This window comes from Synechococcus sp. CCY 0621 (assembly GCF_019038465.1).
Taxonomy (GTDB): Bacteria; Cyanobacteriota; Cyanobacteriia; order PCC-6307; family Cyanobiaceae; genus Cyanobium.
This window is the reverse complement of record NZ_JAFKRH010000010.1, coordinates 72006-95376: the sequence shown is the minus strand read 5'-3', so window position 1 is coordinate 95376 and position 23371 is coordinate 72006. Positions and strand designations below refer to the sequence as shown.

The 23371-nt window shown below is 64.0% G+C and carries 19 protein-coding genes and 1 pseudogene; 15 read left to right on the top strand and 5 right to left on the bottom strand.

Annotated features, from left to right (window positions below; genetic code table 11):
- Positions 1–25 precede the first annotated feature (25 nt).
- From KUG43_RS02495 to KUG43_RS02480, 4 genes are all read left to right on the top strand, one after another.
- On the top strand, positions 26–3766 hold the full coding sequence (locus KUG43_RS02495; RefSeq protein WP_216905698.1) for a GTPase: 3741 nt from the start codon (positions 26–28) through the stop codon (positions 3764–3766).
- A complete protein-coding gene (locus tag KUG43_RS02490; RefSeq protein WP_216905696.1) occupies positions 3751–5496 on the top strand; it encodes a GTPase in 1746 nt (581 codons plus the stop codon). Before KUG43_RS02495 ends, KUG43_RS02490 begins: the two co-directional genes overlap by 16 nt.
- Positions 5497–5983: 487 nt before the next feature.
- A complete protein-coding gene (locus KUG43_RS02485; RefSeq protein WP_216905694.1) occupies positions 5984–7066 on the top strand; it encodes a pentapeptide repeat-containing protein in 1083 nt (360 codons plus the stop codon).
- Positions 7067–7381: 315 nt separating this feature from the next.
- On the top strand, positions 7382–7759 hold the full coding sequence (locus KUG43_RS02480) for a hypothetical protein (RefSeq protein ID WP_216905692.1): 378 nt from the start codon (positions 7382–7384) through the stop codon (positions 7757–7759).
- Positions 7760–7801: 42 nt separating this feature from the next.
- Here the strand turns inward: KUG43_RS02480 and KUG43_RS02475 are convergent, their stop codons facing one another.
- Together KUG43_RS02475 and KUG43_RS02470 are read right to left on the bottom strand one after the other, a co-directional pair.
- The gene (locus KUG43_RS02475; protein ID WP_216905690.1) at positions 7802–10366 is read right to left on the bottom strand and encodes an arylsulfatase; all 2565 of its coding nucleotides are present in this window, start codon (positions 10364–10366) and stop codon (positions 7802–7804) included.
- Complete coding sequence (locus KUG43_RS02470) at positions 10359–11342, bottom strand: formylglycine-generating enzyme family protein (protein WP_216905688.1); 984 nt, start codon at positions 11340–11342, stop codon at positions 10359–10361. The genes KUG43_RS02475 and KUG43_RS02470 overlap by 8 nt, the downstream gene beginning before the upstream one ends.
- A gap of 240 nt (positions 11343–11582) precedes the next feature.
- Here KUG43_RS02470 and KUG43_RS02465 point away from each other — a divergent pair, with 240 nt between their 5' ends.
- The 5 genes from KUG43_RS02465 to KUG43_RS02445 are packed head-to-tail and all read left to right on the top strand — an operon-like array spanning position 11583 to position 16453.
- Positions 11583–11966: a type IV pilin-like G/H family protein gene (locus KUG43_RS02465; protein WP_353617913.1), complete on the top strand. Its 384-nt coding sequence runs from the start codon at positions 11583–11585 to the stop codon at positions 11964–11966.
- Positions 11963–13039, top strand: a complete 1077-nt coding sequence (locus KUG43_RS02460; RefSeq protein WP_216905686.1) for a helix-turn-helix domain-containing protein — start codon at positions 11963–11965, stop codon at positions 13037–13039. Before KUG43_RS02465 ends, KUG43_RS02460 begins: the two co-directional genes overlap by 4 nt.
- 32 nt (positions 13040–13071) lie before the next feature.
- Positions 13072–13713 carry a coiled-coil domain-containing protein gene (locus tag KUG43_RS02455; protein ID WP_216905684.1) on the top strand — a complete coding sequence of 214 codons (642 nt, stop codon included), beginning with the start codon at positions 13072–13074 and terminating at the stop codon, positions 13711–13713.
- A 47-nt stretch (positions 13714–13760) separates the two neighbouring features.
- Entirely contained in the window at positions 13761–15335 is a 1575-nt protein-coding gene (locus tag KUG43_RS02450) for a mechanosensitive ion channel family protein (protein WP_353617907.1), read from the top strand.
- Positions 15336–15391: 56 nt separating this feature from the next.
- Positions 15392–16453 (top strand): mechanosensitive ion channel family protein, encoded by a 1062-nt coding sequence (locus KUG43_RS02445; protein WP_216905682.1) that lies wholly within the window; start codon positions 15392–15394, stop codon positions 16451–16453.
- A 25-nt stretch (positions 16454–16478) separates the two neighbouring features.
- On the opposite strand, the gene KUG43_RS02440 is transcribed toward KUG43_RS02445, so the two are convergent.
- The gene (locus KUG43_RS02440) at positions 16479–17960 is read right to left on the bottom strand and encodes an apolipoprotein N-acyltransferase (RefSeq protein WP_216905680.1); all 1482 of its coding nucleotides are present in this window, start codon (positions 17958–17960) and stop codon (positions 16479–16481) included.
- Positions 17961–18025: 65 nt separating this feature from the next.
- Between KUG43_RS02440 and KUG43_RS02435 the strand changes: the two genes are divergently transcribed.
- The 6 genes and pseudogenes from KUG43_RS02435 (at position 18026) to KUG43_RS02410 (ending at position 20797) form a co-directional block, all read left to right on the top strand.
- On the top strand, positions 18026–18367 hold the full coding sequence (locus KUG43_RS02435) for a phasin family protein (RefSeq protein WP_216905678.1): 342 nt from the start codon (positions 18026–18028) through the stop codon (positions 18365–18367).
- A 38-nt stretch (positions 18368–18405) separates the two neighbouring features.
- A complete protein-coding gene (locus tag KUG43_RS16870; protein ID WP_286194321.1) occupies positions 18406–19056 on the top strand; it encodes an FKBP-type peptidyl-prolyl cis-trans isomerase in 651 nt (216 codons plus the stop codon).
- A gap of 69 nt (positions 19057–19125) precedes the next feature.
- Positions 19126–19725 carry a superoxide dismutase gene (locus KUG43_RS02425; RefSeq protein ID WP_216905676.1) on the top strand — a complete coding sequence of 200 codons (600 nt, stop codon included), beginning with the start codon at positions 19126–19128 and terminating at the stop codon, positions 19723–19725.
- 66 nt (positions 19726–19791) lie between these two features.
- Positions 19792–19905, top strand: a pseudogene (locus KUG43_RS02420) (EAL domain-containing protein); the annotation flags it as partial.
- 227 nt (positions 19906–20132) lie between these two features.
- Complete coding sequence (locus KUG43_RS02415; RefSeq protein ID WP_216905674.1) at positions 20133–20411, top strand: type II toxin-antitoxin system Phd/YefM family antitoxin; 279 nt, start codon at positions 20133–20135, stop codon at positions 20409–20411.
- Positions 20408–20797 carry a type II toxin-antitoxin system VapC family toxin gene (locus KUG43_RS02410; protein WP_286194320.1) on the top strand — a complete coding sequence of 130 codons (390 nt, stop codon included), beginning with the start codon at positions 20408–20410 and terminating at the stop codon, positions 20795–20797. Before KUG43_RS02415 ends, KUG43_RS02410 begins: the two co-directional genes overlap by 4 nt.
- Here the strand turns inward: KUG43_RS02410 and queA are convergent.
- Positions 20763–21959: a tRNA preQ1(34) S-adenosylmethionine ribosyltransferase-isomerase QueA gene (queA, locus tag KUG43_RS02405; RefSeq protein ID WP_216905911.1), complete on the bottom strand. Its 1197-nt coding sequence runs from the start codon at positions 21957–21959 to the stop codon at positions 20763–20765. The two genes, KUG43_RS02410 and queA, sit on opposite strands and share 35 nt — an antisense overlap.
- Positions 21960–22025: 66 nt before the next feature.
- A complete protein-coding gene (locus tag KUG43_RS02400) occupies positions 22026–23369 on the bottom strand; it encodes a dihydrolipoamide acetyltransferase family protein (RefSeq protein ID WP_216905672.1) in 1344 nt (447 codons plus the stop codon).
- Positions 23370–23371 lie beyond the last annotated feature (2 nt).

The following is a 23371-nucleotide window of genomic DNA, read 5'->3' as shown; positions in this document are numbered from 1 at the left end:
GTCAACACAGCGAGAGGCCCAGTCGTTGATCAGCAGCATGAACGAACAGATCGTTCGGCTCAGTTCCTCAACACCTGATAAGGCTTCTGGTCGATTTATAAGTCATATTCAAGAGCGAACAGCAGAGATTGAGCGGCTGTTTGCCAAGCAGGCGGGTGTGGCCGAAAGCTTCAACATCGTTCTGTTCGGACGGACAGGTACTGGCAAAAGCACACTGATCGAAGCACTCACAAGAGGAAATGGACTACCCGTTTCGCATGGTGAGAGCGACTGGACAACCAATGTGGAGCCTAAGGACTGGGAATCGTGCAAGGTGTACGACACACCGGGGGTCAATGGATGGGGTCGGATGAACAAACGAGTCGACCTTGAACAGCGTGCCCGTTACGCAGTAGAGGTGGCAGACTTTGTACTTGTTTGCTTTGACAGTCAAAGCCAACAAGCTTCGGAGTTCACAAAAGTCGCTGAGTGGGTAAATCAGTTCAACAAACCTGTAATCGCTGTCTTGAACAATCGCAACTCGGTATGGCGGCTGCCGCCACGAGTGCCAATCGGTAGCGCCAGAGCAAGCCTTTCAAGAACCGTAGCTCAGCACGCTGGCAATATTCAGGACGAACTGGCAAGTGTATCTATGCTTGGAGTTCCAGTGGTGGCGGTCGCATCAAAACGTGCACTTTTTGCACGGGCCACATTGCCCTATCACGGCCCAGATCGCGAAACACTGGAATTGCACCGTCAGAAGTATGGTGCCAAGAAGCTTGAGTTGTGGTCAAACTTACCCATCCTCGAAGGGCTTCTCGTTCGTTGCATCGAAGAAAACGCTGTTGCGCTCCGCATGGGCGCACTCCATGATCAGCTTCGCGGTGTTCTTAACGCACTTTGCGAAGACATGGATGCGACATCTAAAGAAGCCATCGCTGAGTCCAGTGTCCTGGAGGCCCAGACCATAGAACCGCTGCTATGTCTCCTGGGCTACCCCGTGACAGATGCTGCTCGAATGGCTTACTTCTGCGAAGGGGTGGATCGTCTCGAAGCTCTGGAAAGACTTCGAGGACGATTCCAAGCGCCGAGCGTCGGGGAGTTCAAGGTGTTCGTCCAACAGCGCCTGACAGCAGAGCTAGGAGCACTGAGGTCGAAGTCTCTAGACGCCGCCGAGGAAACTATTGCAAGTGCCTTCGATCGAGGAGAACGAATCACCGGAGAGCAGGTGCGGAAGAATTGCATATCAACCTCAGAGATGGAGACGGCAGCCAAGTCTGTCTTGGCTGAGGCCCATGAATTCATCAGTCGCCGTACACGGTTGGCGTACCAAGACAGCATTGCAGACCTGAAGGCACGGTTACTTGATGCGAAAGATGTGACTGGGGACGCCGGTGCGGGATGGAAATACGGGTCCTGGAGTCTGAAGGCAGCAGGCGTCCTAGGGGGCATCGCGGCATCGTTGGGGACTATGGCGGTCACGAACTTCTGGAATCCGCTCGGTTGGGCTGCAGGAGCAGCGGCTGGTGTGGCCGTAGTGGGAAGTGGAGCCGCATGGTTGCTGGGATGGCTAGGAGGAGAGTCCAGAAAGCGTGCCGAGGCGCAGAAGCTCAAAGCCCGCCGGGAGGCGCTCGCGAACGTCCGCCAAAGTGTTTACACCGTCTACGACGAGTTCAAAGATAGTGTCTCGCAAGAAGCGGAGAAAATTGCTTCCTCTTCTGCCGGAAGGGTCGTCCTACCAGCTGTCAACCAAGCGCTTGATCTCCGCAGTCTTGGATCTGCAGGCGAGAAGATCGCACTCCGTGCGCATTCAATAAAAGCTGAGTTGCCGGAGAAGACAAATCCGCAACGTCTGTTGTGGGAAGCGAAAGAAGCCAGTGAACGTTCGGTGGAGGATGGTGATCCCAACGTCTCTTCAAAGTACTGGCTCGGTGACTCGTGGATCGATGACCCCGAGGGTCTCCAACAGGCTTTTCACCTTGGAGAGCATAAGAGAAGCACATTCAGCGATCCAGGAGTCCTTGAAAGCTTGTTCTCCACCTTCAGAGATGTCTGGGCACACGTGACGAGCGACGTCAAGCCAGGTTCAGGTAGAAGGTGGCTTGACCAGGCTAACCAAGCTCTGACCGGTGATGATTTAGCAAAGACCGCATTCGCGGAACTCAATGCCATCGCAGTTCGTGGTCGTCCACGATTACACTTAGTAGGTGACTACAACACAGGTAAGTCAAGCTTCATTAAGCGGCTGCTCTTGGACGTCGGGCAGCCTGTCCCAGCCGACCTTCACATCCGTGCAAATCCCACGACGGACAAAGAGATAATCTATGAGTGGGGAAGTCTCGATCTCGTAGACACTCCAGGTTTCCAGAGCTCGCACGAGAGCCATACAGAGGCGGCTCGTCGCTCATTCCCTGACGCCTCGGCGATCCTTTACCTCTTCCAACCTAATCTACTGACTGGTGACGATGCATCTATGCAACTCGTCTTGAAGGGAAGCCGAGATCAACTTCTTGTCCCGAAAGCTTCAAGGACATTTTTCATCGTGAACCGTTCAGATGAACTTGGCGTCGATCCTGTGGACAACCCAACACGCTACAGGGAGCTTGCAGTGCGTAAGCAACGGGAGTTGTCCGAGGCGCTTGGGAGCCGTGGCATCTCGATGTCCCCTAAACGGATTCTTTGCATGGCGAGCGATCCGTTTGGTCTAGTCGGAGATCGAAGGGATGCAACATCAGAGTCATATGACTCCAACCGCTCATGGGATGGCTTCGATCAGTTCACGCGGGCCTACCGAGAGATCGAGGCCGAGTTACTACAAACTGGTGTTGACAGATCGCTGCTAGAAGGAGGGTTGGCCCGACTAGCTCGTCTCGACGCACGACAAGGCGCAGTAATGAATCAGCTTGTTGCTCAGGCTGATGCCATAGGGAGGCTCCTCAGCCTCGTCACAGAGCAGAAGGGAGAAGGGAAGCGCCTCGCAGACGACCATCGCGCAAGGTTGCACCGGCGGGTCGAAGAGCAGGCTGCGTCTCTCCGGGATGAAGTGCTCTCTGAGACCGATCCAGTGCGGCTCAAGCTGAAGGCCTCGAACTTACAAAAGTGGTGGGAGGACAAGGCTCTAGCGGTCGAATTAGAGCAGTGGGGAAAAGTCGCACAGAAGGAACTCGAAACTTGGCGAACCCAGACAGAGGAAGTCATTAACCGACGCTTCGCCTCAGCAGAGTTTGCCCATGCCTTTCCTGATCCCACAGTCGGAGATGGTCCAGCATCGCCCAGCGATTCGAAGGGTAAGGCGTGGTTTCACGACGCCTTTGACAAGACGAGCCGTTTCGCAGGTGGAGCATCGAGAGACGTGGTATATGGCATTGGAAAAGGACTTGGATTCAAGTTCAAGCCGTGGGGAGCAGTAAAAGTCGCTCGATCTCTCGGAAAACTTGGAGCCGTGATGTCAGTCGTAGGAGTAGTATTAGATATCGCATTTATTTTCTGGGAGGAGCATCTCCATGAGAGGCGCGAAGAAGATCGGAAAAAGCTCGCGGAATGGCTAGCTCAGACGGTACCCCGCGTCGTAGCAGCTATTGCTGATGGCGACGCCGAAGAGTGCGGTCTGATCATGGCGGCTGGTAAATACATCGGGCTGCTCAACTCCTACTCGATAGAGCTTGAGACAGAGAAGATTGCCAAAATGCAGGAGATTGCTTCGATTGAGAAGCAAAGAGAACTCTATGCGGTACTCGGCGATAGCGCCGAGCAATCGCTCGGCGGACACCTATGGGAGGAACGATGAATCTAGACAGAGATGGATGGATCGATTTGGTATGGACTTCTCTTCGCGATATTCCCACAGGCGATGTAGTTGATAAGCTTGAGTCTGCTTGGCGAGACCATCAGTCCAGGGAAAAACCGGTAGCCGCAATTTATGGCGCTTATGATGCTGGTAAATCCTCTCTTCTCAAGCGCCTGCTGTTTGAGGATGGAGTAGCTGTTCCCTCTGAGATCACGGTGTCCGGTCGCCGTGAAACGTTCTCAGTTGACGAGATCACAGGATCCACATGGACATTCCGCGACAGTCCAGGCTTTGCAGGCGGCAATGATGAGCACGACATAAAGGCACTTGAAAGCCTTGATCTCGCGGACCTGCTTATTTGGGTTCTTCCACCACAGCTCGTCACGAGTAACAAAGAAACCTTCGACGCGATCGTGACCGGTGAAAGATTTGGTGTTACGGGAGATCACGTCACAGACTCGCTCCTCGCCGTCATCTCACGCATCGACGAAGCAGGTATCGACCCCTCTGAAAACCCAGAGGGGTTCCGGAGTCTATGCTCACGCAAACAGGCTGAGTTCAAGTCTCTCTTGGACGCGATCGGTTCAACAAGCCCCCGATGGGGTGTTCACCCTATTAGCGCTGACCCCTACCAGAGTGTTGGGAACGAGCAGCCGGATGCCAGCCTCTACGAAATGGGGTCTGGCTGGGACGGGGTGGAGGAGCTTCGAGAAGCGCTTACACAAGCTCAGCTAAGTGTCCCCGAGTTGCGGACATTGTCCGGGTACCGCTTTGCATCTCATGCGATCACCAGCTTCACTCAGATGGTGAAAGTCGAGCAAGCATTGCGCGAGGAGGCCATAGCAACGTGCGAGAACGAGCTCGAGCGCGTTGCTCTTTTGCGCACCAGTCTCGACGCGCTACGGCGCAAGTGCGAAGCAGACCTCCACCGTCTCATGGAGGACGAGCTATTGAGCGCAATCAGAATAGGAACGGTATCTGCAGCAGAGGCGTTACAGACTCGACTGGTTGAAGCGTTGGATCAATGGAGCGAACAAGCCTATGCAGAATTCGAGAACCTTGCTGCGTCAGCAGACCAAGAGGCCAGCGAGCGTGGTCGAAGTCCTGCTATGAGGCGGCTTAGAGAACTGATACTCGAGATGGGCGCGGCCGAATCCGATTCGACAAAGACCAGTGGAGAAGGGAAGGCCAAGAAGCGCGCCAGCCAGTTCTCTCGGGCCTTCCGAGATGGCTTCAAGGCATATGCCCGTGTGGACCTAAGCATGTCCCTTGAAGAAGCAGCAAAGTTCGTTAGGGAATGGAAACAGTCGGGTCTTGGATGGGATGAGTTTCGGAAGGCACACAATGTCAAGAACTTTCCGACTGAAGAAGTGGCAAAAAAAGCCAGCAAATATGTCAAGTGGGCTGAGGCATTAGACAGCGTTGGTCCAATCATGGAGCAACTTGGTCCGCTACTCTATGACATAGGTAGTGACGTACTTTCGGCTATAGAGGCAGAGAAGAAGGCTCATCAGAGGCAGAAGCTCCGCGATGCACTCCGCGGCGCTGCCGCCGAAGTTGAGGACGAGGCGAAGACCGGCATGGGAGAGATGACGGGGACCTTTAGTGAATGGCTCGACCAGCAAGAAAAGATCCACCTACCAGCCAAGCAAGCTCTCGCTGCTCAGCTATCAGAGCTCATACGCTTCGAAGCTGAACTTGCATCCCTACTTCGTCAGCGGCCGACATAGTCGCCGATTAGATATTAACCTCAAAGCCACTTCGCTTTTGTAGCGGTCTGAACCGATTGGCTGGCTGGATGGTGTGGCAGCAAAGTCAAACCAAGATCGCATTATAACTTATAGGATGATCACTATCATTCTGCCATCACTGTGGTGCCGGATGGTCACTAGGGAAGGCGAGATCAGCCTGGCCCGCTTCTTCTGGAGGTATGGCCATGTAAGACCGAACAGCTCCTTGGGAGGCAAAACTACCCATGATGTCTACGGTAAAAACTGACCCTGTTTCTGCCTCCCGCCCTGTGTTAACGATGTCAGAGGCCCAGTCTGTCCAATAAAAGCGACCCACCTCAGTGGCGCATTCTGATCGCATAGCTACTCCACGGCTGGCGCTCAAACCGTTTCCATCTTTGAGTAGGGCTGATCTTGATAGTGGTTGCGCAACCTTCCCTGCATTGATTGCAGAGTCACTGGCGGAGGATGCAAAACTAGAAGTTGTATGTGCGATCCCACCGGCAGGCAGCAAGGGCACTATCAGCTGGTACAGAATGGTGGCAACGTTGGCAACGTTGACGATGAGGCCAGGATGCAGAAGCTAACCCCACGCCCTGAGAGAGGAAAGGTTTTTATCGTGGTCGCCCTCGTGGCAATTGTTGCAGTCATGATCCTCAACCCATGGATATCTCCTGGAGGGAGCGGGATACAGGGGGGTGAGTCGCTATCCACAATTGAGAAAGATAAGCAAGGAAGCATCATCAAACGAAGTTACAAGGTAGAACAAGGCAAGACCGCATGGGATTGGTTAAGCCTTCTGGGCGTACCTATTACTCTTGCCATTCTTGGCTATGCTCTTCAGCGCATTCAGCAACAGAAAGCCGCAGACGATCTAGAATTGCAGAGCAATAAGTCCGCAGCCGATGCAAAGCTCCTAAGCGATAAGATCGAGGCCGACGCAAAACTGCAAAGAGCCAAAGCCGAAGAATCTGAGAAGGAAGAAGTTCTCCAGCTCTACATCGATAGACTTTCTGAACTTCTCATTGAGAAGCTATCACTTGCCATTGCAACCAAGGAAGTGAAGTCAGAGCAGGAAAAGCATCTTGTGGAATCAGCTCAGGCAATAGTTAGAGCAAGAACTCTTTCTGTACTTCAGAGATTCTCAGATGATCCAAACCGGAAGGAAAGTGTGATTCGCTTCTTGATTGAGAGTTTCATCCTCGACAAGCTCAAGATCGACCTTGGTGGAGCCAACCTAGCGGGGGCCTCGCTTGTTGCAGTTTCTTTGGAGAAGATCGATCTGTCTCTTGCCAACTTAAGTGGGGTAAATCTATTTGGGTCTAACCTAACCGAAGCGGTTCTTATCGCGACCAATTTTACCGAAGCGCGCCTCATCTATACCACTCTAGACGGAGCCGATCTCACTTCGGCCAAGTTCGCTGGTGCCAAGCTGAAGAACGCCACTCTAATCAATGCCGATCTTTACAATGTCAGCTGGGATGAACAAACGAGCTGGCCTCCCAAGGAAAATCTCGCTGGCGCAAAGAACATCCCCACAGATCTGAAAAGGAAACTTGGCCTAGCTTGAATGGCATCCACTCGTAGTTTCTTAATCTGCTCGCGACTTGACCACCGCGAGAACATTACACACGTTTTTGCACACGCTGCCGCGTACTGATCACCCTAAGCCAAGCTGCAGCAAGCGGTCTGAGCTGATAGAGAACCTGCATGGCATGCAGGGGGTCAGCGGTTCGAATCCGCTTGGCTCCATTTCATTTACAAACGGCCCCATGGGGCTTTTGTGATCGCCTCCCGGCCATGGTGCTGTGGGCAAGCTGGCTGAGCTGGAAATGGCCGGCCCCGGGGCGGGTAACAGCATGGCCGAATCCCCTGCCACTGGCCCTTGACTCCCCGAGCTCCGTGGCGGCGACGTCGGACCGCCGGCCTCGCGGCGGGCCTGGCGCTGCTTGTCCCGCCCGTCATCCTGTCTGTCGGCCGGGCGCAGGGAATCGTGGAACCCGGCAACGGTTCCCTGGCGCCGATCGATCGCGAAGCCTTCCGGCAGCAGTACGGCCAGGAAAGCCTGTTCCGCCTGCGGCTGGGTGTGGATGCAGCCGAACAGCCGCCCAAGACTGGAGCCACACCCCAGCCCTGCCCCGCCGCCACCTGGGCCGGCTCGCTGCAGAAGCAGCGCTACGACGCGGCACTAAGCCTGCGCAAGTACTACGCCGCCGGAGAGGCCCTGGGGGAATGGCGGCGGCTCTGCCCAGCCAGGCCCTGAGGCACCTCGGATTGAGGCACCACAGGAGCCTGGGCGTCGGGGTCACTCACTCGCCGCCTTGGTGCGCATCGCCGCCTCCAGGGTCCTGATTTCTTCCGGCGACAGCTTGGGCCGATCCAGCTTGAGGGTGAGCTTCTCTAGGTTGCCGGTGAAGCGGAAGGGCGGCTGGTAGTCGGCATCGTTGACGCCGGTGAGGGTGTCGGAGCCCACGTCGAAGCTTTCATCCCACTGCAGGATCATCGGCAGGGTCTTGGGCATGGTCTTGGTGGCCACCACCTTGCCGTCCACCTTGAGGCTGCCGGTACCTGGGCGGCCGACGCCGCTGAAGTTGTTGAAGGCCAGGGTGCCGGCCCCCTTGCCGTCGTAGACGAAATCGAACTCCACCTTGTGTTTGCCGGGGGTAAGGGGCTCGGTGCCCTCCCACTTGAGGCGCTCCAGATCGACCATGTTCCACAGCCACACTGGTTTGTTGTTCTTCAGGTAGAAGCCGTAGCCGCCGAAGCGGCCGCCGGAGGTGAGCAGCATGCCCTCGGCGCCGCCGGCCGGCACGTCGATGTCGGCGGTGACGGTGTAGGAGGTGTTGAGCAGCATGGGCGAAGCGCCCTGGGGCAGCCCCACCATCGGATGGGTGTAGACAAACTCGGTGCGTCCGGCGGCGATGCTGGGCCGGGGCGCCACGATCCGCGCCGCCACTGAGGCATCGAGCGGGAACACCTGATACTTCTTGGCCTCGGCGATGAACGCCGCCTTCATCTCCTTCAGCTTGCCGGGATTCTGGGCCGCCAGGTCGGTGGTCTGGCTGAAATCAGTGTTGAGGTTGTACAGCTCCAGGGTCTGGTTGTTGAGCGGATCCGGGTTGGCCGGGCCAAAGGCGTCCCAGGGGGCCCGGTTCACCTTCGTGCTCAGCAGCCAGCCCTCGTCGTAGAGCGCCCACTGGCCCATCATCTCGAAGTACTGGGTCTTGTGGCGGGAGGGCACCTTGGCATTCTTGGAATCGAAGGTGTAAAGGAAGCTGGTGCCCTCGATCGGCTTCTGCGGGAAGCCGTCCACCACCTCCGGCGCCTTCAGGCCAGCCGCCTCCAGGATCGTCGGCACCACGTCGATCACGTGCACAAACTGCTCGCGCAGACCGCCCTTGTCCTTGATGCGCGCCGGCCACGACACCACCATGTTCTGGTTGACGCCACCGAGCCTGGAGGCGTTCTGCTTGAACCAGCTGAACGGGGTGTCGAAGGCCCAGCTCCAGCCCGCCGACATGTGGTTGTAGGTGAACTCGGTGCCCCACACGTCGTAGAACTTCATCTGCACCTCAACCGGCAGCTTGCTGAGGCCGTTGAACCAGGCCACCTCATTGGGCGTGCCCAACGGCCCGCCTTCGGCGCTGGTGCCGTTGTCGCCGTTGATATAGACGATCAGCGTGTTGTCGAGCTTGCCGAGGTCGTCGAACTGCTGGATCACCCGGCCGATTTCGTTGTCGCTGTAGGCGGCATAGGCGGCGAACACCTCCACCTGGCGGATGAACAGTTTCTGGGCCTCCGGGCTCAATTTGTCCCAGGGCGTGATCAGGTCGGCGGGCCAGGGTTCCAGCTTGGCGTCCTTGGCAATCACGCCGAGTTTCTTCTGGTTGGCGAAGATGCGCTCCCTCAGCTTCTCGTAGCCGTCATCGAAGAGATGCATCGCATGGATCCTGTCCACCCACTCCTTGGTGGGGTGGTGGGGCGCATGGGTGGCCCCGGGGGCGTACTTGATGAACAGCGGCTTGCTGGGGTTGATCTGGTGCATCCGCGCCATGTAGTCGATGGCGTCATCGGCCATCGCCGTCACCAGGTTCCAGCTGCCGGGCTCCTTGCCCTCGAAGGGATAGATCTGGGTGGTGTTGCGGAACAGATTGGGCTGCCACTGGTTGGCGTCACCGCCCACGAAGCCGTAGAAGTATTCGAACCCCATGCCCGTGGGCCACTGATCGAACGGGCCGCTCTGGCTGGCCTGGAAGGCGGGGGTGTTGTGGTCCTTACCGAACCATGCCGTGGAGTAGCCGTTGTCCTTGAGCAGGCGGCCGATCGTGGCCTTGTCGCGCTCGATGATGCTGTTGTAGCCGGGGAAGCCGGTGGACTGCTCCGAGACCACTCCGAAACCGGCGGAGTGGTGGTTGCGGCCGGTGATCAGGGCGGCGCGGGTGGGGGAGCACAGCGCCGTGGAGAACATGCGGTTGTACCGGAGGCCCGCCTTGGCGACCCGATCCATGGCCGGGGTGGGGATCACGCCGCCGAAGGTGCTGGGCACCCCGAAACCGGCGTCGTCGGTGATGATCAGCAGCACGTTGGGCGCGCTCGGCGGCGGCGTGATCCGCGGCGCCCACCAGGGCTTCGATTGCTGGGCGCCGTCCTGGATCACCCCGCCGAAGGGGGGCGCCGGGGCCGGCAGCTGGGTGCCGGAGATCGTGGTGGTGGCGTTGGGGGCTCCCGGCGTGCCGGTGATCCGCTGGGCCAGGGCCGGCACGGCGCCGAACGACCAGCCCAACAGAGCCAGGGCCAGGCCCGCCGGCACCAGGCGCCGCAGCAGGCGGCCGAGCACGGCGCTCAGACGGGTCAGGGGACGCTCAGCCATGGGTCGTCAGGACAGGGGAAGCGAGACGGAATCCGATGTGGGAGGTGCCGGTGTCGGGGCTTTCGGCTTCCCGTGCCGCCGGCCGGTAGCGGCTGCAGTAGTTCGGGGCGCACAGGAAGGAGCCCCCCTTGATGACGTGCTTGGCCACCCCGGGCTCCCGCGGATCGCTGCTGGCGGCCGGGTCGGCCAGCACCGGGTCGTCCTGGCCGGCGAGGCGATCGTGACCAGGGAGGTACCAGTCCGCCGTCCACTCCCAGACATTGCCGGTCATGTCCTGAAGTCCATAGCCATTGGGGGGGAAGCTGCCCACCGGAGCGGTGCCGGTGAAGCCATCCTCGCCGGTGTTGCTGACGGGGAACTCCCCCTGCCAGGTGTTGGCCAGGCCGGGGCGCCAGCGGTCGCCCCAGCTGAAGGCCCGATCCCGCAGGCCGCCCCGGGCGGCGAACTCCCACTGGGCCTCGCTGGGGAGGGCGGCGCCGGCCCAGGCCGCGTAGGCCTCGGCATCCGCCAGGGACACCTGCACCACCGGATGGTCGAGTCGCCCGTCGATGGAACTGCCGGGGCCCTCGGGGTGGCGCCAGTCGGCCCCCGGCACCCACTGCCACCAGCTGAGTTCCTGCAGGGGTTCCCCTGGGGAGGGCGGCCGGAACACCACCGAGCCTGGGCGGCGCTCGGCGACGGAGAGCTCCGGGAACTGATCCTGGGGCAAGGGCCGCTCCGCCTGGGTCCGGTAGCCGGTGGCGGCCACGAAGGCGGCGAACTCGCGGTTGGTCACCTCCGTGCGGCCGATGCAGAAGGGCTGCAGCCGCACCGGCGCCTCCGCCTCCTCCGGCAGGCGCCCTGCCGCGCCGATGCGGTAATGGCCGCCGGGGATGGGGGCCATCGACGGCGGGCAGCTCTCCGCCGCCGGGGCGGGAGCGGGCCACAGCAGTACCACCCCCATCCCCAGAACCAGGATCAGCAGGGCGGCCAGCACCGGAAAGCTCCAAGCCTCTGGACGATGAACAAGCAAGGATTCGCTGCGGCCCGCAGATGGCTCACGGCCCGCATTGTGGGGGCGTCAATGAGCGGTTCAGGGTCGCATCGATCACCTTCGACACACTCGTTGGCACGGGCTGCGGCGGCCCATGAACGCAGGACGGCAAGACTGTCGCAGCGGCGCAGAAATGCGGCGCGGATCCTGTCAGAAAAGGCGTGAAACGTGGCACGCTGACTCATCCCAAGATCAGACCCAGGCCAGGAGGCGGCGGAGGTACAGACCGCCGCCACGGTCTCGACCATCCAGCAGGATTTCGGCATCACCCTGCCGGCGTCCTTCAACGACGCCGTTCGCACCACCACCGAAGCGGCCTACAGCTATGTGATTACAGCCCAGTCGCCCAAGGTGGGTCAGCTCAATGCCTACGTGGGCGCGGCCTTCCTCACCCCCACCCAGAATCCCAAAATCACGACGATCATCTGCATGAACATCCAGCCGGGCCAGATCCGTCCAGCGGACCCCCAGCTCGTGCTCGGCAGCCTGTTGGCCCATCCGACCGGCCGGATCGTGCAATGCGGCGACGGCTCAGTCGAAGTCACGGCCTCGATCGTCAACGAATGACGGCCACGGTTCCGCTCACGCTGCTGGAGTCACGGGCGGTGGAGGTCGACGACCCCGCCGCCCTGCTCGATCGGGTGGCGCTGGACTTCCCCCTCAACGCCTTCCTGGAGTCCCCCCGGAGCGGTGGCTTCTTCCATCGCAGCGGCATCCTCCACGTGGGGCAGATCGCGGTGTCCTGCAGCCGCCACTCCCCCCTGGAGATCGGTTTCGACGATTCCCCGGTCGCCACCCTCACCCTGCCGCTGTCCGGCGTTGGCGAGGTGACAAGCGACGGCCAGCGGCTGAAGCTCGAGGCCGGCCCGATGGCGGCCTATCTGCCCGGCGCCGCCTTCACGGCCAGCACCGGGGCCTTCGAGGAGGTGATGATCTGCCTCGATCGTCGGCGGCTGGTCGACACCGCCGCCGCCATGGGGGGATTCGGCGACAGCGCCGAGTCCTGGGTGCCGGCCTTCGAGCGCGCCCTGCGGGTGGATGGCAGCACCGCATCGGAGCAGGCCGAGTTGCTGCGCCATCTCCACCTGGCGCTGCGGATGCTGGAGGCCCCGCTGCTGCGGTCGGTGGGAGGACTCAGGGCCTGCCAGCTGGAAGATCTGCTGTTCCGGCTGGTGGCCGCGATCGTCTGCCCGGGCGCGGTCGGGGGGACGGATCGGCCTGTCCCCGACCACCGCGGCGATCGCCCCTTCGACGACCTGCTGGAGTGGATCCAGGCCCATCTGCACACGCCGATCACCCCTACGGAGCTCAGTCGCCGCAGCGCCTACTCGCAGCGCAACCTGCAGTATCTGTTCCAGCGGCGGTTCGGCTGCAGCCCCATGCAGTGGGTGAAGCGCCAGCGGCTCAGCGCCGTGCACGCCGATCTGCAACGGGCCCAGCCCGGCGAGACCGTGGCCGCCATCGCCCGCCGCCACGGCTTCGTCCAGATGTCCTCCTTCGCCGCCAGCTTTCAGCGGCGCTACGGCATCGCCCCCTCCGTCCTGCTGCGCCGGTCGCGCACCAACACCTGGGGTTGCAGCAACGCTGCCACCCATGCGAAGAGCCGATCGCTACCGACAGGGCACCCCTCGCAGACTTAGAGGGTTATCACCGTTCTCCCCTGCGCACGCCGATGTCCCCCTCCTTCACCCAGGCGGTCGAGGCCCTCACCGCCCAGGCCCAGACCCTGATCGCTGCCACCACCGCCGAAGTCGACGCCCTGCGTGAGGAACTGGAGCAGGAGCGCCGTTTCCGGCGCCACCTGGAGGCCGCCGCCGCCGTCAGGGCCCATGAGGTGGCCGCCCAGCAGGAGGAGGCCCGGCTGGTGCTGGAAAGGCTTGAGGCCGAACTGGGCGAGGCTCGGGAGGGCCGACGCCTGGCCGAAGCGGAGGTGGAGAGCTTCCACGAGGCCGTGCGCCAGCAGCTGGCCATCGCCGAGCAGGAGCAGGCGGCCCTGGAGGAGGCCGAGCGGGAGCGGGACCGCCTGCGGGAGGAGGCCGCCGAACGCCAGCGTCAGGCACTTCTGCTGGAGCTGGAGCAGGAGCAGCGGGCACGGCAGAGGATGGAGCGGCGCCTGGCGGGGGTGCGCCAGGCCGTGATCGATCTGCTCGACCCCCGGGACACCGAGGAGGATGGACACCATCTGCGCTCCGAGCAGGACGGTGCCGGCCTCGATGGGCGCGAAGATCAGGCCGATGGGACCGCTCGCCTGGCCCTGCGCAAGATCCTGGTGCCCAGGCCGGCGGGCCTGGGCACCCTGCCGGCCCTCACCTGAGCCCCCCGGCACCGCGCACCTGGTCCGGTCGCCGCCGGGGGCGTCTGGTGAGGCTGGCCAGCCTCCTGGCCCTTGCGACCCTGCTGGTGGTGGCACCCTTGCATGGCGCCAGGGCCCAGGCCCGGCCTGAGATCCCGGCGTTCCTGGAGCTGGATGGCCACCGTCTGTTCGAGGTCACCGCCTCGAAGGACTACTCGGCCAAGCAGCGGGTGGAGCGGGCCAACAGGCTGCTGCAGGAGGTCGTGGCGTCGAAGCAGCCGGGAAAGATCGGCGTCAGGGAGCTGAACAACCTGCCCGTGATCACCCTCGATGGCGAGGTGATCCTCACGGTCACCCGCCGGGATACTCCCGAGAGCATGGCCGTCGGGCAACAGGCCGAACTGTGGCGCCGGACCATCGCGTCGTCCATCGCCCGGGGACGGGCCCAGCGTCAGCCCACCTACGTGGCCCGGATGATCCCCGTGTCCGTCGGAATCCTGGGGCTGGCGTTCCTTTTGCAGCGGCTGCTGCGGCTGCTGTGGCAACGGTTCCTGCCTTCGGCCCTCACCCAGCCGCTGACCAGCGAGCCCGGCAGTGTCCGGCCTCTGCGGGGCATGGACTGGCTGCTGCACGGGGTGCTGGTGGTGCTGCAGTTCGGGGTCTGGGTGGCGGCGGTCCGGGTGATCGCCGGTTTCTTTCCAGCCACCCGGTTGCTGATCGGCCGCCTGTTCGAGGCGGTCACCGAGAGCCTGGGATCCCCCTTCCTGCCCTTGGGAGGACGCAGCTATTCGGTGCTGGACGCCGTCATCCTGGTGGCGCTCTTCCTGGTGCTGGTGCGCGGGGTGGCATTCCTGACGGGCATGCTCCGCACCCGCGTTCTGCAGCGCACGGGCATCGAACCGGGCTCCCAGGAAGCGATCGCCTTCATCCTTCAATACGGGCTGCTGTTCCTCGGAACGCTGGTGCTTCTGCAGCTGTGGGGCCTCAATCTCACCTCCCTCGCCCTGTTTGCCAGCGTCCTGGGAGTGGGGGTGGGGCTCGGCCTGCAGGGCATCGCCAAGAACCTGATCAGCGGCCTGATCATCATGTTCGAGCGGCCCATTCAGGTGAATGATTTCGTCGAAGTGGGCGACCTGCAAGGCACCGTGACCCGTGTCAATCTGCGCAGCACCGAGGTGGTCACCCTCGACCGCATTTCGATCATCGTTCCCAATGCGGAGTTTCTCGAATCCCGCGTTGTCAACTGGAGTCACGGCAGCCCGATCTCGCGCCTGAGAATTCCTGTGGGCGTGGCCTACGGCTCCGATTGCCAGCTGGTGCGCCAGGCCCTGCTGGACGCCTGCGAGGGCTTCCCCGACATTCTCGCGGCACCACCGCCGAAGGTATTCTTCAACGGCTTCGGTGAGAGCTCCCTCGATTTTCTTCTGCTGGTCTGGATCAACCAGCCAAGGCGCCAGTATGAGATCCGCAGTGAGCTCAACTTCCGCATCGAAGCCATGCTGCGCCGCCACGATCTGACGATCCCTTTCCCCCAGCGGGATCTGCATCTGCGCAATGAGCAGATCCAGGTGGCCTTTCCCGCCGACATCACCGACGCTCTGATCGCGCGCCTGTCCCCACCACCACCGGAAGCGGAAGCCTGAGGCGCGTCGGTCCACCGACCGCCTGTGCAAAGGTGTCAAGAGCCGACCAAGAACCCATGACGACCCTCGGCGTCACGTTCCTCACGGCCACGATCCAGTTTGTGGCGGGCTCGGCCGTCGTCTGGCTGGTGACGATGCTGCTGGGGCGCTTCCTGAGGCGGATCACCCGCCGCACCGCCAGCAGCACCGACGACACCCTGATGCGGCTGGTGCTCGGCACCATCGCCCCCCTCGGGTATCTGGCCATGTTCTTCTGGGGCTGGCAGACCGTCGTCAGGGGCTGGGACGGCCTGACGTTCGACCAGGGACCGCACCGGTTCGTGGGGGGTGCCGTTTTTCTGGTGGCGATCCTGCTGGTGGTGCGGCTGGTCAACAGAACGCTGCTGCTGCTGCTCAATCGATCGATGCTGCGGCTGGGGCGCCACGAACAGCTGGCCACCCTCAATGGGCTGGCCCCCATGATCCGCACGATCATCTGGATCATCGGCCTGCTGGTGTTTTTCCAGAACCAGGGGGTGGAGCTGGGGGCCGTCTATGCCTCCCTGGCCGGCGCCGGCATCGGCCTCGGCCTGGCCCTGCGGGGCCCGTTCACCAACTTCATCAACTACATCACGATCCTGCTGGATGAGCCCTTCCACATCGGCGACTTCATCGTTTTCGGCGACGTGCTCGGGCCGGTGGAACGGGTGGGACTGCGCTCCTCGATCATCCGCAGCCTGAGCGGTGAGCGGATCGTGATCAGCAACGAGGAGCTGCTGACCCAGACCATCCGCAACTTCGGTGACCTGCCACGGCGGCGGGTGGCCCACACCATCGGCGTGGTCTACCAGACGCCCGTGGAGCAGGTGGCCGCCATCCCCGAGCTCGTGGCCCGGGTCGTTAACGACCATCCTCCCGCCGAATTCGACCGCTGCCACTTCACCGGCTTCACCGACAGCGCCCTGGAATTCGAGTTCGTGTTCTTCGTCCCCGATGGCGACATGGTGCTGTTTCTCGATCTGCAGCAGAAGATCAACCTCGGCATCCTCAGCCGTTTCGAGGAGCAGGCCATCGCCTTCGCCTATCCCACCCAGACCCTCTATCTGGAGCGGGCCACAGCCCAGGCCCAGGCCGCCTGAAGCTCGGCCGAAGTCCTGAGGTCCTTCAGAAGCGCCAGCGCCAGAGGCCAGCCACAGCGGCGATCCCCAGCAGGGGCCACTCTCCCCAGCTGGCGTAGGGCGTCAGGGCGGAGCGCTGCCGCACCGTGAGGATCCCGGAGCCAGGCCGGCCGGCCGGCAGCTGGTCTCCGATCCGCCCATGGGCATCGACCACCAGGCTCGGGCCCGTATTGGCCGCACTGATCAGCCAGCGGCCGGTCTCGATCGCCCGCAGCTGGGCCAGCGCCCGGAACTGCCCCTGCAGCATCAACGGATAGGGATCCAGATTGGCCGTCGCCAGCAGCCAGCGGGCCCCCTCCCTGCTGGCGGCCGCCAGGGCGGCACCATCGGAGATCTCGTAGCAGATGGCCACCCCCACCGGCCCGCCCGGACGGTCCAGCAGCCGGGAGGCCGCCCCCGGCTCGATCCCACCCACCGCCGACAATCCGCTCCAGCGCCACAGCCCCGCCAGCGGCACCCACTCCCCGAGCGGCACCACCCGGTGCTTGTCGATCCAGCTGCTGGGCAGCCACGCGCCGGGCGCGAAGCGCAGCACGCTGCTGCGCTGCTCGAGACCCTCACGGCGGAAGCCGCCACTGAGCACCTCCACGGTCGCCGGCTCCGGCAGGGGCTGGCCCAGGGCCAGCGCCCCTTCGGGCAGCAGCAGCCCCGTGATCGCCATCGGCGCCGGCGCGTCCTCAGGGAGCAGGGCCTGCCGCTGGGCCGCGGCCAGCTGGCGCAGCAAGCGCCGCTGCTGCTCCGGCAGAAACTTCTGGCGGGTGGGGGTGGCCGGCTGGAGAACCAGCCACCGCTCCACCGGCCCGTCCGCGACGGCGACGGCGCCGAGGAGCGCCAGGCCCAGGAGATGGGCCGCCAGAACCAGGACCAGGGTCACGCCTGCCCGGCGCAGCGGTCGGGCCGTCGCCGTCACCGTGCGCCACAGCCCCCAGCTGATCAGCAGCTGAACCGCTGCAAGCAGCCCGGCTCCCCCCAGGGCCGCCAGACCCGCCAGGGCCCGATCCCCCGGCAGCGACGCCACCCCCAGCCCCAGCCAGAACAGGGGACCGCGGGCCAGCAGCACCTCGGCCAGCCCCCACAGGGTCGCCGCCAGCAGCGCCGTGCTGGGCCGTGCGGGCTCGAGTCGGCCCACCAGCACCGTCCAGGCCCCCACCAGCAGACCGGCGGTCAGACCGATGGCCAGCCACAGCGCCAGGCAGATCGGCAGGCTCAGCGGGCCGGGAACGCCAATCCAGTCGAGGGGGTGGAGCCAGAGCAGCCAGCGGTGGCTCACCAGCACCGCCGCCAGCCCCCACAGCCCGCCGCGCCAGAACCTGGACGGTGCAGTGCCACCGCGACTCGCCGTCAGGGACCAGAGCACGATCAGGCCGGGCCAGAGCAACCAGGGCCAGCCCAGGGGCGGCAAGGCCACCCCCGCCAGGAGCCCGGCGGCCCCGGCGATGGCCCAACCGGCACGACGGTCATTGCCCATGGTCAGTCGGCGCTGGAGGCGCCAAGGTCGAGACAGTGACGCTGTTCCTCCAAGGAAACTTTTTCATGGACCAGGGCAATCTGCTGCAGATGCTGCTGCTGCGCGGCCTCGGCACCACCTCGCTGGTGGCCGACCGGCTCAAGTACGTCAGCCAGGAATGGGTGAGCAGCGGCCGCCTCGACCCCAACCACGCCTCCGCGCTGGTGGAGGATGTGATGCGCGCCCTGCGGGGCGAGACGCCGGAGGTGGAACAGCAGGCGGAACGCCAGCTGGAGCGCAACCGCGACCAGCTGCTGCAGGACCTGGGCCTGGCCCGCCAGCGGGAGCTGGACGAACTGCGTGGCCGCATTGATCGCCTGGAACAGGCCCTGCGACAGCGCCAGAACAACGGCGAAAGCAGCGACTGATCGCACTGGCAGAATCGCCCCATCCAGGGACTTTCCGCATGCGCGACATCCTGATCAGCTCGTTCGTCTGTGTGGCCTGCCTGATGCTCGCCCTGGTGAGCCAGCTGGTGTCCCCCTCGGTGGTGGAAGCGGCTGCGCCGGCCCCCGCCGACGCTGGCGTTCAGCAGGCGCTGGCCCGCTCCGGCCCTGCCCCCACCGCACCGGAGGCCCGCCCCGCTGTGGCGGCGCCCCTTGAACTCGACCCCGACGTCCCCAACCCCACCCTGTTCACCATGGCCCCAGATTCCTCCAGCGCCGAAATGGCCTCCAGCGGCGCTGCGGCCCTGGGCGGGGAGCTCGTCTCCCCCACCGAGCGCACCACCCCCAGCGGGCTGCGCATCACCGACCTGGCCCTGGGCGAAGGCCCCGAAGCCAAGAGCGGCCAGACCGTGGTGGTCAACTACCGCGGCACCCTCACCAGCGGCAAGGAGTTCGACAGCAGCTACGGCCGTGGTCCGTTCAGCTTTCCCCTCGGCGCCGGCCGTGTGATCCGGGGCTGGGACGAGGGCGTGGCCGGGATGAAGGTGGGCGGCAAGCGCAAGCTGGTCATCCCGCCCGATCTGGCCTACGGCGAGCGTGGCGCCGGTGGCGTGATCCCCCCCAATGCCACCCTGGTGTTCGAGGTGGAACTGCTGGAGATCAAGGGCTGAGCACCGGCGCCCGGCGGCCAGGCATCGGGTGACGATCGTTACAATGCCTCGACACCACAAACGTTTTCCATGGCTCACCAGCTGCCCGAACTGCCCTACGGCCTCGACGCACTCGAGCCCCACATTTCCCGGCAGACCCTCGAGTTCCACCACGGCAAGCACCACGCCGCCTACGTCACCAACCTCAACAAGCTGATCGAAGGCGGTGACCTCGAAGCCAAGAGCCTCGAAGAGGTGATCCTGGCCGTCGCCGGTGACGCCACCAAGGCGGGCGTGTTCAACAACGCCGCCCAGGTCTGGAACCACAGCTTCTACTGGCAGTGCATCAAGCCCGGTGGCGGCGGCGCCCCCAGCGGCGCCCTGGCCGACAAGATCGCCGCCGACTTCGGCAGCTTCGAGGCCTTCAGCGAGCAGTTCAAGACCGCCGGCGCCACCCAGTTCGGCAGCGGCTGGGCCTGGCTGGTGCTGGATGGTGGCACCCTGAAGATCACCAAGACCGCCAACGCCGACCTGCCCCTGGCCCATGGCCAGAAGGCCCTGCTCACCATGGATGTGTGGGAGCACGCCTATTACCTCGACTACCAGAACCGCCGTCCCGACTACATGACCACCTACCTCGACAAGCTGGTCAACTGGGACTTTGTGGCGGCGAACCTGGCCGCCGCCTGATCACGGCCTCTTTTCCAACCCATCTCCTCAGGCCCCTGTCCAGTGGACAGGGGCTTTTCATTTGACAACAATCTCCAGCAGCATGGAATCCGCATCGCCATCGGCGACTTCGGCACCGGCTACGCCTCCCTCTCCTACCTGCAGCACTTCAGCTTCGACATTCTCAAAATCGATCGCTCCCTCATCAGCTAACTCCACCACCAGCCAGCTCCCCTTGCCTTCTCCTCAGGAGTTGTAGCGATGGCGCCGGTCAATCCCATCGGCTCCCCGGTCGACAGGATCGACGCGGATTTCGGCGGCTTCCAAACGCTGATGAAGGAGCCCAAGGGCGCTTGCACCGCTCCTGCCGGGGCCTGTTCCGACCCGAAGCCAAGTTAGTCTGGTCAGACAAACCAGACCAGATATCCATGCCCGCCTCCCGGCCGCGAACCGACAGACAGGCGGCCAACAGGACAGCGGCCGTCAGGACCGTGAATGTGCAGGAGGCCAAAACCCACCTCTCGGCCCTGCTGGCGAGGGTGGCCAGCGGCGAGCGAATCGTCCTGGCTCGCAATGGCAAACCCTGTGCCCAGCTGATTCCTCTCGACCCCGAACCCCGACGCCAGCTGGGCTTCATGCAGGGGTCCGTGGATGAGAGCTTCTTCGATCCCCTGCCGGAGGACGAGCTTCAGAGCTGGGGCGTATGAGGCTGCTGCTCGATACCCACGTGCTGCTTTGGGCCGTGCTTGAACCCCACAAACTCTCGTCCCACCTACGCGGGACCCTTGAGGACAGCCGCCACGAGCTGCTGGTCAGTGCCGCCAGCGCCTGGGAAATCGCCACCAAATGGCGGTTGGGCAAACTGGCCCATGCGGCCTCTGTCGTGCACAACTACCACCAGGCGATTCATGGCCTGGCCGCCACCGAACTGCCGATCAGCGGCGAGGCCGCCCTACGCGCTGGCCTCTGGCAGGTCGACCACAGGGATCCGTTTGACCGCATCCTGGCTGCCCAGGCAGCGCAGCAGGAGCTGGTCCTCGCGACGACCGATCCAGCGTTCAGCCTGTTTGCGGGGGTGGAGCGGCTGAGCTGAGCACCGCCTTCGGTGCAATCCACATGGCATCGCCGTAGGAGAAGAAGCGATAGCCGCTCTCGATCGCCTCGCCGTAGAGAGCGAGCAGCCGCTCGCGGCCCAGCATCGCGCTCACCAGCAGGAGCAGTGAGGAGCGGGGCAGGTGGAAGTTCGTGAGCAGCCCCTGCACCACCTGGAAGCGGAAGCCGGGCTGAATCACCAGACTCACCGGACCGATGTAGGGGGCCAGCGTGCCGCCATGAAGGGCTGCCACCCCTTCGAGCGCCCGCACGCTGGTGGTACCGATCGCGATCACCCGATGGCCGCCGCTGCGGGCCCGCTCCACAGCTGACACCACCTCGGGGCCCACCTCGACCCATTCGTCATGGAGCTCCAGGTCCGTGAGGTCCTCCTGCTCCACCGGGCGGAAGGTGCCGAGGCCCACGTGCAGTGTGATCCGGGCGATCGTCACCCCCCGATCGGCCAGGACCGCCAGCAGCTCATCGCTCAGGTGCAAGCCCGCCGTGGGGGCGGCCACCGCCCCGGGGCGCTGGGCATAGCGGGTCTGGTAGCGGCTGCGGTCGGAATCGTCGTGCTCGTGGATGTAGGGCGGCAGCGGCATGGTGCCGTAGCGCGCCAGCAACCCCTCGATGCGCTCGGCGTTGGTGCATTCGGGCGGAAAGCGGATCACCCGGCCGCCGCTGGCCGCATCGATAGCCTCAACGGGCAGATCAAGCGCCGGCTGACCAGGCGCCTCCAGCTGGAGCACGTCGCCCGGCCTCAGGCGCCTGGCCGGCCGGGCCAGGCAGAGCCAGCAGCTGTCCTCGCCCTCTCCGCTGGCGGTTCGCTGCCGGGGTTGCAGCACCAGCAGCTCCACCGAGCCACCCGAGGCGCGCCGCGCCGTCAGCCGCGCCTGAAGCACGCGGGTGTCGTTCACCACCAGCAGATCGCCACTGTGGAGCTCGTGCTGCAGGTCCCAGACGGTCCGATGCAGGGCCCCGGGAGCCGGTACTCCAGAGGGCTCGACGGCCAGCAGCCGCGCGGCATGGCGGGGCTCCACCGGCCGCTGGGCGATGGCGCCCTCAGGAAGGATGAAGTCGTAGCTGGAGAGCCGCAGATCCGGATCTAGATCAGCGGACAGCGCGGGGGTGGACCGCGTCGGGCCAGACTCGCCAGCCTGCATCGTCGGATCAGCGAACTGGTCGTCAGGCGGATCCGCCGAGGGAAACGCCTCGACAACAGCCATGGATCAGAGGGCCAGACTTTCGGGGCGGTTCTCGATCAGGTCGGCCAGATCCTTGAGGAAGGCCGCCGCATGGGTGCCGTAGATGACGCGGTGATCGGCGGTGAGGTTCACCTGCATCTGGCGCCGCACCGCGATTGAACCGTCCTTGAGGGCGGCGACGACGGGCCTGGAGGCGGCGACCGCCAGGATCGCACCGGTGCCCGGGGGCAGGATCGCGTCGAAGCGATCGACGCCGAACATGCCCAGGTTGGAAAGGGTGAAGGTGCCGGTGGTGTACTCCTCCGGCTTGAGCTGCTTGGAGCGGGAGCGGGCCACCAGATCGGCCCACTGGCGGGAGAGCGAATAGAGGTCGGTGCGGTCGGCGGCGGCCAGCACCGGGGTGATCAGGCCGCCATCATCCATGGCGACGGCCACGGCCACGTTGACGGAGGCCGGGTAGGCCATGCCCGCGTCGCTGGCCGAGGCGTTGAGCTGGGGGTGGCGGGCCAGGGTCTGGCCGACGGCCTTGGCCAGCAGGGCCGTCATCGTGACGCCCTTGGCCTTCACCTGCTTGTAGAAGGCGTCGAGCCGGTCGGTGGTGATTGTGTAGCCAACATGGAAGCAGGGGACCGCCAGGCTGGCGTTCATGTTGCGAACGACGGCCTGCTGCAGGGTGTTGAAGGCCACCGTTTCACCGGCGCGGCCGAAGGCCTGGCCCGCTGGCGCGGCCGGAGCGGCGGCGGCGCCATTGCCCGCAGCGACCGCCATCGCCGGAGCGGTGCCCTCAGCCACCCGCGGCACGCTGACGGGCTGGCCGGTGGCCTGTTCCACATCCTCGGCCTGGATCCGGCCATTCGGTCCACTGCCCCGCACGGCAGCCAGGTCCACCCCCAGTTGGGCGGCAAGCTTGCGGGCCCGGGGGGTGGCCACGACGCGGCCATCGCCGGCCCTGGCCGGCACGGCCACTGGCTGGGGAGCGGCGACGGGGGCAGGCACCGGGGGCGCTGGGGCCACCGGCGCTGGTGCCGGGGTGGGGGGCACGGCAGCAGGCGCCGCCGGAGCCGGAGCCGCCGCGGCGGCAGCTGCCGGTGCGGGAGCGGCCGCCTTGGCCGCCGCGATCTCCGCTTCGGTTTCCACGATCAGGCCGATCGTTTCACCCACCGGGGCGGTGCTGCCCGCCTCCATCAGCACAGCCGCCAGGAAGCCCTCCTGGAAAGCCTCCACGTCCATGTCCGCCTTGTCGGACTCGACCACGAGCACCGACTCGCCCCGTTCGACGCGCTCACCGGGCTTCTTGAGCCACTCCACGATCTTGCCCTCCGTCATGGTGGAGCTGAGGGCCGGCATGAAGATTTCGTGGGTGGCCAACG